The sequence below is a fragment of the Anaerotruncus rubiinfantis genome (genome assembly GCF_900078395.1).
Classification (GTDB): domain Bacteria; phylum Bacillota; class Clostridia; order Oscillospirales; family Ruminococcaceae; genus Anaerotruncus; species Anaerotruncus rubiinfantis.
On record NZ_FKLA01000009.1, the window covers coordinates 393,414 to 408,056 of the forward strand.

Genomic DNA, 14,643 nt, shown 5'->3' on the forward strand with positions numbered 1-14,643 from the left:
GAGAATTATGAAAAGAATCCTTACAGCAGTCTTGGCCTCCGCAATGCTTGTCACTTCATTGGCCGCCTGCGGCGGTGAGAATTCCGCCAGCAGCGCCGCCCCGGCTTCAAGCACGGCGCCCGCTTCCCAAACGTCAGGCTCCGAGCCTGCCGGCGAAGCCGCGCAGATTGACGCGCCTGCGGTCACCATTGACGTCGGCTTCGGCCCGACCATCGACATGCCCTACGGCATCGCGCATGAATACTGGGCAAAAACCATTTCCGAGCGCAGCGGCGGCAACATGACCATGAACGTTTTCCCGTCTGACCAGCTCGGCTCCACCAAGGACACCATTGACCAGTGCCTCACTGGCGACGCGGTCGTCACCTCCACCGACGTTTCCTATTTCGCGGACCTGGGCGTCAAGGACCTGATGATCATCCAGGCGCCGTATCTCTGCGAGACCTGGGAACAGATGGACAAGATCTTTGCAAGCGACTGGTTCAAAGAGCAGGAAGCGCTGCTTGAAGAGAAAGGCATTAAGGTATTGGCGGCAAACTGGCGTTACGGCGACCGCCACACCATCACCAAGAACAAGGTCGAACATCCCGCCGATATCAAAGGCATGAAGATCCGCGTCCCGCAGGCCACCGCATTCGTCAAAGGCTTTGAAGCGATTGGCGCATCCCCCACGCCTATGGCGCTGGGCGACGTTTACACCGCGCTGCAGCAGGGCACCATCGACGGCCTGGAGAATCCGCTGCCGACCATCTACGGCAACAAATATCAGGAAGTTGCGAAATACCTTCTGCTCGACGCCCACATGAAGACGATCAACATCCAGGTTTGCGGCATTGATTTCTTCAATACCCTTTCCCCAGAACAGCAGGCGCTGCTGGTTGAAACCGCTGTGGACGCGGGCGAATACCAAAACGAGCTGGCCGCCGCAAAGGATGCCGAACTGCTTGCGGCGTTCGAGGCGGAAGGCTGCACCATCACCGAGATCGATTATAACGAATGGAAAGAAGCCGCAAAAAGTTTCTATGACATGCCGGAATTTGCCGATTGGACCCCTGGCCTTTACGACCGGATCCAGGAGATCATGAACGCCTGACACACCATGTAAGAGCTGCCAGGCGGGGGTTTCCCCCGCCTGGCAACATCAGGAGGAGATGGATTTGAAAGAGAAAAGCCTGCGGTCCACCTTGTGGCATTTTGATTTTGCCCTATCCGGACTGGCATTGACCGCGCTGATTATCCTCACAAGCGTTGGTGTTGTCGCGCGGTATTTCCTGCATGAGCCGATCACCTGGCTGGAGGAGGTTCAGATGATGCTGATCGTCTGGACCACCTTTATGGGCGGCAGCGTCGCTTTCCGGCTCAAAGGACATGTGGCGATCGAAGTTGTGGTTGAACTGTTCCCCAAACCTGTGCAGAAGGTTCTGCGCTACATCGTATTTTTCTTTGTCCTTATCGTGCTTGCCGCGGTTACACGGGAAGGGATCAACCTGATGGATCAGCTGATCCGGACCACTCGCGTCACCAGCATGCTGCATATCCCTTATGCGCTCATCTATTCGGCCATGCCGATCGGGTGTGTGCTGATGGGCATCAATTTTATCCTGACCGAAGGAAAAGAACTGTTCCTGCAAAAAAAATCCGAAAAAAAGGAGGCGGAGTGATTTGAATACCCTGATTACCGCATCCGTGATCGTTCTGCTGCTCTGCCTCTTTATGAAAGTGCCGGTATTCATTTCCGTGCTTGCCGGTTCCGGCACCTATTTTTTGATGTCGGCAAACGTTTCTTCCCAAATCCTTGCACAGCGGTTTGCTTCCGGCGTGGAAAGCGTCCCGCTGCTTGCGGTACCGTTTTTCGTCTGCGCTGGCGTCTTTATGAATTATTCCGGCGTCACCGAACGGATTATGGCCTTCTGCGGCGCGCTGACCGGCCGTATGTGGGGCGGGCTGGCACAGGTGAATATCCTGCTTTCCACCCTGATGGGAGGCCTTTCCGGATCAAGCTTGGCGGACGCCGCGATGGAGGCGAAGATGCTCGTCCCGGAGATGGAGAAAAAGGGCATGAGCAAAGCGTTTTCCACCGTTGTCACCGCGTTTTCCTCTACGATCACTCCGCTCATTCCCCCTGGAATCGCGATGATCCTCTACGGCTCAATTGCGAATATCTCGATCGGGCAGCTATTTATGACCGGCATCGCGGTCGGGCTGCTCATGTGTGTAACCATGATGATCCTGACCACCTTTATCGCGCACCGCCGCGGTTACAAGCCGATGCGTACCGATAAAATCCCGGTCACCGAAAAGCTCAGCGCCTTCAAGCACGCGGCTCTGCCGCTCTGCCTGCCGGTTATCATCATCGGCGGCATCCGTCTGGGCATCTTCACCCCGACCGAGGCTGGTGCGATTGCGATCCTCTATTCAATCCTGCTGGGCTTTATGTACCACCGTCTCAACACCAGAAATATGGTGGAAGGCATGCAGGAAACGATTGTAACCACCGCTTCGATCATGCTGATCGTTGGGGCGGCCTCTGCGTTCGCATGGGTGCTCACCAAGGAGCGCATCCCGCAGATGCTCACCGAATGGATTGTCGCTACCGTCAATAACAAGTACCTGTTCCTGATCCTGATCAACATCTTCCTGCTGATCGTCGGCATGTTCATCGAAGGCAACGCGGCGACCATCGTTCTGGTTCCGCTGCTGGTACCGATGGCGCGGGCATTTGGAATCCACGATATCCAGTTTGCGTTTGTATTCATCTTCAACATGGCGATCGGCTCGATTACGCCGCCGATGGGCACCATCATGTTCGTCAGCTGCGGCGTCACCGGATGTAAGATTCGGGACTTTCTGCGGGAAGCGGTTCCCTATTTCATACAGATGGGCGTCTGTCTGCTGCTGATCACCTTCGTGCCGGTTGTTACCACCTTTATGGTCGATCTATTTTATTGATTGGGAGTCTTAACACATGAAATACCTGAAAATTGACGAGCCGTTCAAGGCCCAGATGCGGGAGGGGGAAATCCCTGTTCCGGGGGAGGGCGAAGCGCTCCTGAGGCTCCTTTACGGCGGGATCTGCGGCAGCGATCTGGGGACTTATCGCGGAACGATGGCATATTCCTCCTATCCACGCGTTCCGGGCCATGAGTTTTCCGCCGAGATCGTGGAGGTCGCGGAAAATGCTTATGGGCTAAAAAAAGGCATGACCGTCACCGCGAACCCCTACTTCAACTGCGGCCATTGCTATTCCTGCCAGCGCGGGCTGGTCAACTGCTGCACCGACAACCAGACGATGGGCGTGCAGCGGGAAGGCGCTTTCGCCGAATACATTACCATGCCCGTTGAGCGCATCTATGATGGCAAGGGGCTGCCCGCGAAAACCCTGACCCTGATCGAGCCTTTCTGCATCAGCTATCATGGCATCAAGCGCGCCCGGGTGCGCCCAGGCAAGAAGGTGCTGGTGGTCGGTGCGGGTACGATTGGCGTACTGGCCGCGCTTTCCGCGAAGCTGTTCGGCGGTGAGGTTTATATCTGCGATGTGGCGCCGAAAAAGCTGGAATTCGCAAAAACTTTCGGTGTCGACGGAGTCATCCTGAACGATGGCCCGGACGCGCTGGCCAAAGCGGTCGAGGAAATCACCGGCGCAAACGGCTTTGATGTGACCGTCGAGGCGGTCGGGCTGCCGGCGACCTTCCAGAACTGCATTGACGCGGCCGCGTTCGGCGGACAGGTCGTGGTGATCGGCATTGGCAAAAAGCCGCTGGAATTCCAATTTTCGCTTATCCAGAAAAAGGAACTCAACCTTTACGGTTCCCGCAACGCGGTCAAAGAGGACTTTATGGAGCTCATCGATATCGTAAAATCCGGTCGGGTTGACCTTGACCGGATCGTGACCAATTGCTATCCGTTCGCGGACGCGGTGAAAGCATTTGAAGATTTCGACAAGCATGGGGATTCGATGCTCAAGGTCATTCTGGAATTCTAATCCACGTTTTCTTTGGGGGCCGGGGACCCGCCGGTCTGGCGGGTCCCCGGCCCCTTTTCCGCATCATACACAGTATCAGCCAAAGCTTGCATTGTAAAAACAATCATGAAAGGATTTCTCGGAGGAGGCGGACATGGACGAACAGAAAGGGCTTTTGCTCATTTCGGACGAGGACAGCGTGGCGGTCGCGCTTGGGGAACTGAAGGCCGGGGAAAGCCACATGGTGGCGGGAAAGACGCTCCTGCTGCGGGACGACATCCCCTTTGGCCACAAGGCTGCGGTACGCCGCATCGCGGCTGGGGAAAACGTCTTCAAATACGGACATGTGATCGGGCATGCCGCCGTGGATATTCCCGAGGGTGCGCATGTTCACACGCACAATCTCAAAACCAATCTGGAAGGGGTTGTCGACTACAGCTACCGTCCGGACGGGGCGGCGCCTGCGAAATTTGGCCCCCGCCTGGAGGCGGCCTTCCAGGGGTATCCGCGCAAGGACGGCCGTGCCGGCGTGCGCAACGAGGTGTGGATCATCCCGACGGTTGGGTGCGTCAACCGTACCGCGAAGATTCTGGAAAAGCGGGCGCGGGAATCGTTCGGAGACCGTGTGGAGGGGATCTACGCTTTTCCACACAACATGGGGTGCAGCCAGCTTGGAGAGGACCATCTGCGCACGCAACGCCTTCTCAAGGGGCTTGTCAGCCATCCAAACGCGGGTGCCGTGCTGGTCCTGAGCCTGGGATGTGAAAACAACAATCTGGACGAATTTATTCCTGCGCTGGGGGATTACGACCCCGAACGGGTCAAATTCCTGGTTGCCCAGGAGGCGGAGGATGAATATGCCGCTGGCATGGAGCTGCTCGACCAACTTACTCGGTACGCAGCGCAGGCAAAGCGCGAACCGATCCCGGTGGAAAAGCTGGTGGTCGGCTTCAAATGCGGCGGTTCGGACGCGTTTTCCGGCATTACGGCGAACGGCCTGTGCGGCAGAGTGAACGACCTCATCGTCCGCCACGGCGGCAGCACCATCCTGACCGAGGTGCCGGAGATGTTCGGCGCGGAAACGCTGCTCATGGAGCGCGCAGCCAGCCGGGAGGCGTTTGATGAGACTGTTGGACTGATCAACGGCTTCAAGGGTTATTTTACCCGCCACCATCAAACCATCTACGAGAACCCGTCGCCCGGAAATAAAAAAGGGGGGATCTCAACCCTGGAAGAAAAATCCCTCGGCTGCATTCAGAAAGGCGGCCGGGCGCCGGTGGTGGGTGTGCTCGATTACGGACAGCCGGTTCAAAAAAATGGCCTTAACCTGCTGACCGGGCCGGGCAACGACGCCGTTTCCTGCACCAATCTGGTGACAAGCGGCGCACAGTTGCTGCTCTTCACGACCGGACGCGGCAATCCGTTTGGCTCCCCGGTGCCGACCATTAAAATCGCGTCCAACAGCCGCCTATATGCACGTAAACAGCACTGGATTGATTTCAATGCCGGGCAGGTTCTGGAAGGGGTTTCGTTCGACACAGCCGCGCGGCAGCTTTTTGATTTCCTTCTGGAAGTTGCGTCCGGGGCCCGCACCACTAAAAATGAGGACTTTGAATACAAGGATATTTCCCTTTTCCGCGACGGCGTGATTCTCTGATGAAAAAGCAGGGGCCTGCGTAAGACTACACAGGCCCCTGCTTTTTATTTTCAGTATTTCACACGGGCTTTTTTCACCGTCTGCACAGAGGTGGCGTAACGGGTCATCTCCGCGAGCTTTGCATTTTTGCGCACCCGCTCCAGCACCGCTGTATCGCTGCGCGCAAGACAGCCCGCCTGTAGAATCTGGATGGTGATGAGCTGACAGGAAGTGACCGTCAGCATATCCAGGACATTGGGATTGCCGTATGTGCTGGCGCGCAGCACATAATCCGTATATTTCTGCGCAAGGGACTGTTCCTCTCCAGTGATAAGGATGGTTGTGGCGCCTGCGCCTTTGGCCAGCTTTAAGGCATCCACAATCGCTTTTACATATCCGCAGTTGGTGATCGCGAGTACCACGTCGCCGCTGTTCAGCATCGAAACGGTGCGCAGCATGAGCAGCTCTTCCGACAACGGGAAACTCGGGATATCCAGGTTCATGAAGGTGTTGGCCGCGGCCACTGCGATGCCTGCCGAGGTGCCGATGCCGCAGACCATCAGACGCTTGGCGCTGCGTATGACATTGATGGCCGCCTCCAGCTGAGCGTCGTCGATGCTCTGGTCGCATTTCTGAATGCTGACACTGGCAAAATCACAGATGTTTTTTTTGAGCTGTGCGGCGGACATGTCTCCATCCAGCGCAATATTGCCCACCGTGGGCAGAAAGCCCACCTGGCGGGTCATCAGCTTGAATTCCGCGTAGCCCGAGTAACCAAGCTCCTGGCAGAAACGCACCACCGAGGCCACGCTGACCTGAGCGTTCTGCGCAAGCTGTTTGACGCTGTCGTTGAGCGCTTCGTCCACGTTGCGTTCCAGCAGGTAGTCGGCAAGTTTCTGCTCGGTGCCGCGCAGCTTATTATAATGCAGATGAATCCGGGCGATGTATTCGGGGGTTTGAGCTGAGCCGTCCATGGGCAGACTCTCCTTTTTGATGCGGCGCGCGGTATGGCGCGCCTTTTTCCATGACGTGAAGGGCCGTTTGCGGCATGCGCAAACGGTATGTGCCGTCTGATCTGCGCCTATTATAGCACAATCTTGTTTTTTTTGAAACTAGTTACACAAAAATGGGCCTGCCGTTTCAAAGGCAGGCCCAGGCCGGAAACCTTCAGTCCAGCATGTCGTAAATCGCGCCGATTGCCGCGTTCTGCTGCTCTACCCAGGCGGAGAAATCCGTTTCCTCCATGGGGGCCAGATTCACGCCCGCCGTGGTGGCGGTTTCAAGCAGTTCCGGATCTGCCATTGCTGCGGCCAGCGCCTTGTTCATCAGAGCCTTGGCGCTTTCATCCATGCCTTTGGCGGCGATGAAGCCGCGGCTGGACGAGCAGGACAGGTCATATCCGAGGTCGCCGGTGCACTGCAGATCGGGCAGAAAATCGCTGCGCTGGGTATCGACAACGCCTAACCCGGTGACAGCACCGCTTGCAATAGGCTCGCCGACCTCGCTGACGTTACAGACGAGCACGTCGACCTGGCCGCCTTGGATGGCCGCCATGCCACCGGCGGTGTTTTCAAAATGCACATGCTGGAAGGTGACGCCGGAGGCTTTCTCAAGCTGAGCCACACAGACGGCGTCATCGGTGCGCGCGCCGGCATCCGCTATGGTCACGGTGTTGTTCTTGGCGTATTCGAGCAGGCTCTCGAGATCACTGAAGCGGTCCTCGCCCGGCGCGGCCACGATGGCGTTGATGTCGGAGGTGAACATTTCAAGAAAGTCAAAGTTGGTATTGTTGAGCCCGGTGGTGTTAGCCGGATCAAGGTAACCGGTGATCATGTTGGGGAAGTTCGCGTAGGAGATATACGAACCGTCCTTGGGCGCTTCGTTATAAAGATAGCTCCAGCCAACCCAGCAGGCGCTGCCGCCCATATTGATGACTTCAACGGGAACCCCCAGATGCTTCTCCAGATAAGGGGCCATCATCCGGCAGTTCTGATCCATTGCGCCGCCAGCATCGGACGGGCAGATCAGGGTGACTTTTTTGGCTGGGTAAGCGTCGGATGGATCGGCGGCGCTGTCCGCCGTGGAGGCTGCCGGTGGGGTTGACGCCGCGGGCGCGGCGGAGGATGATGCGCCGCCGGAACAGGCGGTCAGGGAGATGGCCAGCACTGCCACGCTCAGCGCGGCCGCAAGGATCTTTTTCATAATGTTACCTCCTAGTATTGTTTATTTAAACGCTTTGTTCAGCCTGCCGTTCCTTTTTTGTCCGATTTCTTTTCTGAAGCAGCGGGGAAAGGAACGTAAACAGGATGAGAATTACAAAGAACACGCAAATTGGACGGGTGAAATAGTAAACGAGGATATTCCCCTTGCACATCTGGATCGATGTGAGCATGCTACGTTCCGCCATGGGCCCCAGGATGAGGGCCAGCACGGTGGGGGCCGCGGGGAAATCGAACTTTTTCATCAGATAGCCGACAATGCCGAAAAATAGCATGACATAGACATCAAAAATATTGTTGCGGATGGCATACGAGCCGATGACCGACAAGGCGGTGATGACCGGGATGAGGATGCCGTTTGGCAGCGCCGCGAAACGCACTGCGTAACGGGAAAGCAGCCAGCCGAAGATCCCCATCAGCAGGTTAGCGGCCAAAAAGCCCAACAGGATGGAGTAGGTCATGTCCGCATACTTGCCGAACAGATTCGTGCCGGAGGAAAAACCTTGTACGGTCAGCGCGCCGAGAAATACCGCCGCTGCGCCGCTGCCGGGGATACCCAGCGTCAAAGCCGGGATGAGCGCGCCGCCGCAGACAGCATTGTTGCCCGCTTCACTTCCCGCGATTCCCTCGAGGCTGCCCTTGCCAAACAGTGCCTTTTCCTTGGAGGCGTTCTTGGCGCTGTTGTAGCCGACCCAGGAGCCAATGTCCCCGCCCGCACCGGGCAGGATGCCGACGCCAATGCCCACGATAGAAGCGCGCAGGATGGCGGGTAGAAGCTGCTTGAGCATCTTCCAGGTCGGCCAGAAGCGGCCTTTCATTTTGGAGACTTCCGCAATCTGTGCTTTCACAGAGTCGAGCTGCTGCTTGTGTGTTTCCCGGTCCTTGCCGCGCGGACGGCTTTCGGACAGGGTGAGCACCTGGGACAGAGAAAACAAGCCGATCATGGCGGGCACCAGCTGGATGCCGCCGGAAAGGTTTAGATTACCGAAGCTGTAGCGGGCATAGGGGAAGATGTTCATGCCGACCATGCCCACGATAAGGCCGAATCCCGCGGACACAAGCCCTTTGAGCAGGTTTTTTCCGGACAGGCCGCCCACGATGGTGAGGCCGAAGATCGCGATGAGGAAATATTCCGGCGAACTGAACATGAGCGCCACCTTGACCAGCTGCGGGGCAATCAGGAGCAATGCGAGCACGCTGAGGACGCCGCCGATCACCGAGGCGGTGGTGGATACACCAAGGGCCTGCAGGCCCTTCCCCTGTTTGGTGAGCTCATAGCCGTCGATGGCGGTTGCCGCCGAAGCGGGTGTGCCCGGCGTGTGGATGAGGATTGCAGAGAAGCTGCCGCCGTAAACGGCCGAGCAGTAGATTGCGGCCAGCATGACCATGGACGGGACGGTGTCCATGCTGTAAGTAATGGGGATAAGCAGCGACATGCCCATGGTGGCGCTCAGGCCGGGCAGCGCACCGATCACAAGGCCGCCGAAGGTGCCCACGACGAGGGCTAGGATCGTTTGCAGGCTGAACAATTCAGCGAGAATTGTTTGCATATACGCGCCCTCCTTAAATCAAAATGCCCTGCGGCATGTGAATGCCCAGCTGTATGGTGAACAGCCAGAACAGAAACGCAAGCAGGATGACTGTGACTAGAGCGATGGTTTTGACCGAACGGATGCCCATGTGCAGCATGGAGGCTACCACGATCACAAGTGTTGTTACATAAAAACCGACATACTTGAAGCCGAGCGCGTAAACCACCACCAAGAGCAGCAGAATCAGAGGGCTCTGCATTTCTCCAAAATCGACGGCAGGTGTTTCCGGCGGCAGACCCTTTCTGTGACGGCGTACGGCGCCTACCATCAGGCCAGCGCCGCAGGCGAACAGGAACGCCGACGCCATACGGGGAAAAATCGGCGCATGGTCGGGCATGGGCAGACTCAGCAGAAAGGCCGCGAGTGCAAAGGCCATGATCACACCAGCTACACACAGGCTTTGACGGTAAGCTTTCTTGTCTTGATCCATCGTGCTACTCCCTTCTCAGTACCGGATGATTTAAACCGGGTCCGGTTCTTCCCGCAGGCCCAGCGCCGTGTAGGCGGCGCGGAACGTGTCGTTGAACGTGGACAGTTCAGGCTCGCTGAGCACCCGTTTGAGCATGTTGTCCTCGTGAGCCTCCCGTGCCATGGCCGCCTCATAGACCTGGGGGACCTGTTCGCGCGGCACGCAGACGACAGCGTCGTTGTCGGCAAAGATGAGGTCGCCGGGGTTGACCTGCACACCGCCGATGACGATTGGGACGTTGATCTGCCCGCCTGTGAGCTTGGTGCTCCTCTTGATGCTGATGCCGCGGGACCAGACCGGGAAACCAACCTCTTTCATCATGACGGTATCGCGTACGCAGCCATCGATAATGAGCGCCTGTGCGCCGAATTTTTTGGCAGTGGTGCTCATGATGCCGCCGAACATGCCGCCGGACTCCTGGAAACCGTCGCAGGCGATGACCAGGATATCACCGGGTTTGATCATGGTGATAGCTTTGTGGATAATGAGGTTGTCTCCGGCGCGGGCACGGACGGTGAGCGCGGTGCCAACGGCGCGCAGCCCCGGCCATACCGGCCGAAAGTCATGATTGAGCGCGCCGCTGACCTCCATGCACTCGTTGATGGAGGCGCTTTCCTCAATCACGGCATACTTTTCGAGCCACGCGGGGCTGACTTTTTCATAGGTTTTTACCACATCGTACATTGTCTGTTCCTCCTGTTAATTGCGCTGTGTCCGGCCGGTGACACAGAAGCATGGTTTGTAATTTTTTTCTTACAATTTTATAAATTATTGAACTAATTACATGATAATTCGTTAAGGATAGAAAGTCAATCCACAGGATGAACAACTTTTTGTAATTATTTTAATGCAAAATAATAAATATATGTAACTATTTACAAAAAGAAAAACCGAAAATCTGTTGTCCGTTACAACTTTATACGACGGAGCAGGAGTAAACCAGCACGATAAAAAACGGCCGCAGCCGTCCATGCCGCGCTGGATATTTCGCAAAGCTGTGCAAATAAAAATCAGGGAGTCGTCCTCCGCGTCATGCAGAGGACGACTCCCTGATTTTGTGTATGCGGGATTTTGAAAGTTATCAGCGATTTTTGCCGCGTGCGTCAATGGGAAGCACAAACGGCTCCCTGCCCGATTGGATACAGATTGCGCTGTCGGTCAGGTTGACGACCGGACAGATGTGGTTCGGGATGATGTGGAGGACTTCCCCCACCTGAAGCTCCAGCCCGTCCGGCAGATCAAGGAAGCCATGTTCTTCGCTGAGCCGGGGGATTTCGATGCCGGGATACTCGACCACATAGCCATAACCCGGACGGTCGCACAGATCGCTCGAGAGCGTTTTACTGCCTGCGTCGATGATCGCCTTGCCTTTTTCGGGCAGGGTCACGACGGTCGCTGCCACGGTGGCCGCGCAGGCGGACACCGGCACCGTCCCCAGGGACACATGGGTCATGTCGTTGAAGATACAGGTGCCCGCGCGGGATTCGGTGATCCCGGCGAGACATTCCGGATAGCGCGAGGAGACGGAGGAACCGCTTGAGAGGACAGATGCCTCGAGCCCGCAGGCGAGCAGAATCTCCCGCGCCTTCAAAAGGTCGCCAGCTTCAATTTTCGCATCGGCGCGGCGGTCTGCCTCATTGGCCATGTGGGAGGAATTCCCGCAGAAGCTCGCCGCCCCCACCACCTGAATTCCTTTGATCCGGGCGGCCGCCCGCGCAAACGCTTCAAACCTTGCGAGCGGCACGCCGCCGCGTCCGAAACGTCCGTCCACTTCAAGCAGGACCTGTGCTTCGCGCCCCTCCGCAGCAAAAGCGGCGCCGAGCGCTTCTGCTGCGGAAAGGTCGTTCACCAGGGTGCGCAGCCGTTTTACCTGCCTGGAAAGGGCCAGGTACCGCGTGAGTTTTGCCTGCCCAATAAGCGGATAGGCCAGATAAATGTCGTCAAAACCGGCGTTCGCCATGATTTCGGCCTCGCCGATTTTTGCGCAGGTGATCCCTTTGGCGCCGCATTCCTGCTGCTTTTTAGCCAGCAGGACGCTTTTATGGGTTTTGATATGCGGCCGCCAAGCGATATGATACCGTGCGAGCGATTCCGCCATCGTCCTGCAATTTTGTTCCACAATATCAAGGTCGATCACGACCCGTGGGGTATCCATGAGATCCAGCATACGGTCACTCCTTATTGTCCTCGCCAGTCCCGTTGCGTTCAGCGCTTTCGTGCTTGTTCCGGATCATTTCGAGGTAGTTGTAGAGGGTGAATTTCGAGATGTTGAACAGCTCGCAGACCTTGATGCCCGATTTGCTGATCAGGAAAACGCCCTTGCTGTCCAGATATTCGATCGCTTTGATCTTTTCTTCGCGGGTCATGTCCGCCGCTGCTTTGCCGATTTCTTTCTGGCATTCGCCCATGAAAAATTCGAGCAGCTCGGACACGTCGCTCACAAACATCTCGTTGACCGAGCTGTCCTTGTCAATGTTGATCAGCGACTGCATCATGTTTTCAACAGACAGATAGTCGGTGATATCGGTGTTGACGCAGAGCGACGCGTTGATCCGGCCGTTTTCGTCGTGCAGGTAAAGGGTGGAAGAACGCAGCGTGCGGCCGGTTTTGGTCTTGGTGATATAGTTGAGCCGCCTGTCCTCGGTGACGGTGCCGCGCAGGACTTCCAAACCGAGGTTGCTGCCGCAGTCCCCAACCTTGCGTCCGGTGACATGCCCATTCTCGATTGCAAAGATGGTGCTTTCGTATCCGTTTGTCAGGTCGTGCAGGACAAACTCACTGGTTTCCCCAAAATGGGAGGCGAGCACCTGGATCACCGAACTCAGAATGTCTTTGTAAGAGGCGAACTCATCCATGTAAATACCAATCCTTTTCTGTCAGAGTAACAATTAATATAACTCAAAAATACCTTCAATTTCAACCGGCAGGCTGCCCGGCAGCTCCGCCGCGCCGATCGCGGCGCGCGCGTGACCGCCGGATTCGGGGAAAACATCGTTCAGAAGCTGGGAAGCCGCGTTGATCACCTGCGGCTGGTCGTTAAATCCGGGAGCGCTCTGCACGAATGCGAGGATCTTCGCCGCTGATTTTACCTTGTCCAGCCCAATTTGATCCTCCAAAATGCTTAAAAGGTTGACCGCGCACAAGCGGGCGGCCTCACAGGCTTCTTCCAGCCCAACCTGCGCGCCGACCTTGCCTGCGAAGGTACGCCCATTGATGACCGCCGGACCCGCGCCGGAGACAAACGCAAGCTTGCCCACGACCCGCACCGGAGCGTAAAGCCCGCCCGGCGCAGGTGCGGGGGGAAGGGTGATGCCCAGTTCTTTCAACCTATCATAAATATTCATCATAATCATGTCCTCACAATTTCTGTCCGCGTGTCAGGGATGCGGCAGATGCCTCCGCCGCGGACGGAAACGGAAACACCTGCGCGGATCAGAAGAGTGCGGGGATAAAGGTGGAAATTTCGGGGACCAGAATGATCAGCACAAACAATCCGCACATGAGCAGTACGAATGGGATGATGCCTTTGCTCATCTTCTCAAGCGAGAGTCCCGAAATGCCGCTTGCAACGAAAAGGTTGACGCCTACCGGCGGCGTGATCATGCCGATCTGCGCGCCGAGCACCATGATCATACCGAAATGGATCGGGTCCACGCCCATCGATTTGACGAGCGGCAGCAGGATCGGGGTCAGGATAATCATGATCGAGAGGGTCTCCATAAACATGCCCAGAATGAGCAGCAGCACCGAGATGAGCAGAAGGATGACGATCCAGTTCTGCGAAATGCCGAACAGCACCGACGAGATCATCTGCGGGATCTGGTACATCGAAACAAGCCGCCCAAAAGCGGTGGCCGTTGCCAGGATGATGACGACCGCGCCGGTGGTGGTGGCGGATTCCACAAAGATCCGTCCCAGATCTTTGAATTTGAGCTCACGGTAGACGAACAGGCCGACCACCAGCCCGTAGACGACCGCGATCGCTGCCGATTCGGTCGGTGTAAACCAGCCGCTGTAGATTCCGCCCAGGATGATGACCGGGGCCAGCAGCGCCCATTTTGCGTCCCACACCGTCGAGAGAAACGACTTCATTGAGAATTTGACGCCGGTACCTTTATAGCCCCGCCGCTTGGCAATGATAAAAATCATGATACAAAGCGCTAATACAATTATAGCACCAGGGCCGAATCCTGCCAAGAACATATCTGCAACCGACACATTTGCAGAGATCGCATAGATGATCATATTGATCGACGGCGGGATGATGATTCCCAGACCGCCGGAGCAGGCGGTGATCGAGGCCGCCACCGGCACCGAATAGCCGCGTTCCACCATCGCGGGGATCATGATGGCGCCGATTGCCGCCACCGTGGCCGGTGAGGAACCTGAAATTGCCGCGAAAAAGGCGCAGGCCAGCACCGTCACGATGCCGAATCCGCCGGTGACGCCCCCGACCACGCTTTGCGCGACGTTGATGAGGCGTTTGGAGAGCCCGCCCGTCTCCATGACCGCGCCCGCCAGGATAAAGAACGGGACCGACATGGTGGTAAAGCTGTCGAGCGCCGTGAAGGAGCTCTGGGTCAAAAATGAAAGCGGGACATCGCCCACGAACAGGCCGACCAGCGCCGAAGCGCCGATGGCAAAGGAAATGGGAACGCCGATCAGCAGGCAAATCCCCAGCATAACAAACAATGCGACTACGATTGACATGTAACACCCACCTTTGCCGCCATGTCTCCATTTGGGATGGCGGCTGTTTTATAGGA

Annotated in this window: 14 protein-coding genes; 5 read left to right on the plus strand and 9 right to left on the minus strand. The window is 56.8% G+C overall.

All coding sequences use genetic code 11. From position 1 onward, the window contains the following. The first annotated feature begins 7 nt into the window (after positions 1-7). The 5 genes from BN4275_RS07320 to BN4275_RS07340 all read left to right on the plus strand — a co-directional run bounded on the left by BN4275_RS07320 (position 8) and on the right by BN4275_RS07340 (position 5,618). On the plus strand, positions 8-1,093 hold the full coding sequence (locus tag BN4275_RS07320) for a C4-dicarboxylate TRAP transporter substrate-binding protein (protein ID WP_066456100.1): 1,086 nt from the start codon (positions 8-10) through the stop codon (positions 1,091-1,093). A gap of 64 nt (positions 1,094-1,157) precedes the next feature. Continuing rightward, entirely contained in the window at positions 1,158-1,661 is a 504-nt protein-coding gene (locus BN4275_RS07325; protein WP_158572954.1) for a TRAP transporter small permease, read from the plus strand. A 1-nt stretch (position 1,662) separates the two neighbouring features. Then, positions 1,663-2,949 (plus strand): TRAP transporter large permease, encoded by a 1,287-nt coding sequence (locus BN4275_RS07330; RefSeq protein WP_066456106.1) that lies wholly within the window; start codon positions 1,663-1,665, stop codon positions 2,947-2,949. 16 nt (positions 2,950-2,965) lie between these two features. Continuing rightward, on the plus strand, positions 2,966-3,982 hold the full coding sequence (locus BN4275_RS07335) for a zinc-binding alcohol dehydrogenase family protein (protein ID WP_066456109.1): 1,017 nt from the start codon (positions 2,966-2,968) through the stop codon (positions 3,980-3,982). 133 nt (positions 3,983-4,115) lie between these two features. Next, entirely contained in the window at positions 4,116-5,618 is a 1,503-nt protein-coding gene (locus tag BN4275_RS07340; RefSeq protein ID WP_066456111.1) for a UxaA family hydrolase, read from the plus strand. 50 nt (positions 5,619-5,668) lie between these two features. Here the strand turns inward: BN4275_RS07340 and BN4275_RS07345 are convergent, their stop codons facing one another. The 9 genes from BN4275_RS07345 to BN4275_RS07385 all read right to left on the minus strand — a co-directional run bounded on the left by BN4275_RS07345 (position 5,669) and on the right by BN4275_RS07385 (position 14,587). Next, a complete protein-coding gene (locus BN4275_RS07345; protein ID WP_066456114.1) occupies positions 5,669-6,571 on the minus strand; it encodes a MurR/RpiR family transcriptional regulator in 903 nt (300 codons plus the stop codon). A gap of 193 nt (positions 6,572-6,764) precedes the next feature. Continuing rightward, positions 6,765-7,799: a tripartite tricarboxylate transporter substrate binding protein gene (locus BN4275_RS07350; RefSeq protein WP_066456117.1), complete on the minus strand. Its 1,035-nt coding sequence runs from the start codon at positions 7,797-7,799 to the stop codon at positions 6,765-6,767. Positions 7,800-7,824: 25 nt separating this feature from the next. Continuing rightward, positions 7,825-9,366, minus strand: coding sequence for a tripartite tricarboxylate transporter permease (locus BN4275_RS07355; RefSeq protein ID WP_066456119.1), 1,542 nt, complete (start codon positions 9,364-9,366; stop codon positions 7,825-7,827). A gap of 13 nt (positions 9,367-9,379) precedes the next feature. Then, complete coding sequence (locus BN4275_RS07360; RefSeq protein WP_066456126.1) at positions 9,380-9,838, minus strand: tripartite tricarboxylate transporter TctB family protein; 459 nt, start codon at positions 9,836-9,838, stop codon at positions 9,380-9,382. A 30-nt stretch (positions 9,839-9,868) separates the two neighbouring features. Continuing rightward, positions 9,869-10,561, minus strand: a complete 693-nt coding sequence (locus BN4275_RS07365; RefSeq protein WP_066456128.1) for a 4-carboxy-4-hydroxy-2-oxoadipate aldolase/oxaloacetate decarboxylase — start codon at positions 10,559-10,561, stop codon at positions 9,869-9,871. Between the two features lie 397 nt (positions 10,562-10,958). Beyond that, positions 10,959-12,044, minus strand: a complete 1,086-nt coding sequence (locus BN4275_RS07370; RefSeq protein WP_066456131.1) for an alanine racemase — start codon at positions 12,042-12,044, stop codon at positions 10,959-10,961. 4 nt (positions 12,045-12,048) lie between these two features. Further along, positions 12,049-12,732 carry a helix-turn-helix transcriptional regulator gene (locus BN4275_RS07375; RefSeq protein WP_066456132.1) on the minus strand — a complete coding sequence of 228 codons (684 nt, stop codon included), beginning with the start codon at positions 12,730-12,732 and terminating at the stop codon, positions 12,049-12,051. Positions 12,733-12,765: 33 nt separating this feature from the next. Continuing rightward, the gene (locus tag BN4275_RS07380; protein ID WP_242863609.1) at positions 12,766-13,224 is read right to left on the minus strand and encodes a RidA family protein; all 459 of its coding nucleotides are present in this window, start codon (positions 13,222-13,224) and stop codon (positions 12,766-12,768) included. Between the two features lie 85 nt (positions 13,225-13,309). Continuing rightward, on the minus strand, positions 13,310-14,587 hold the full coding sequence (locus tag BN4275_RS07385) for a TRAP transporter large permease (RefSeq protein WP_066456133.1): 1,278 nt from the start codon (positions 14,585-14,587) through the stop codon (positions 13,310-13,312). Positions 14,588-14,643 lie beyond the last annotated feature (56 nt).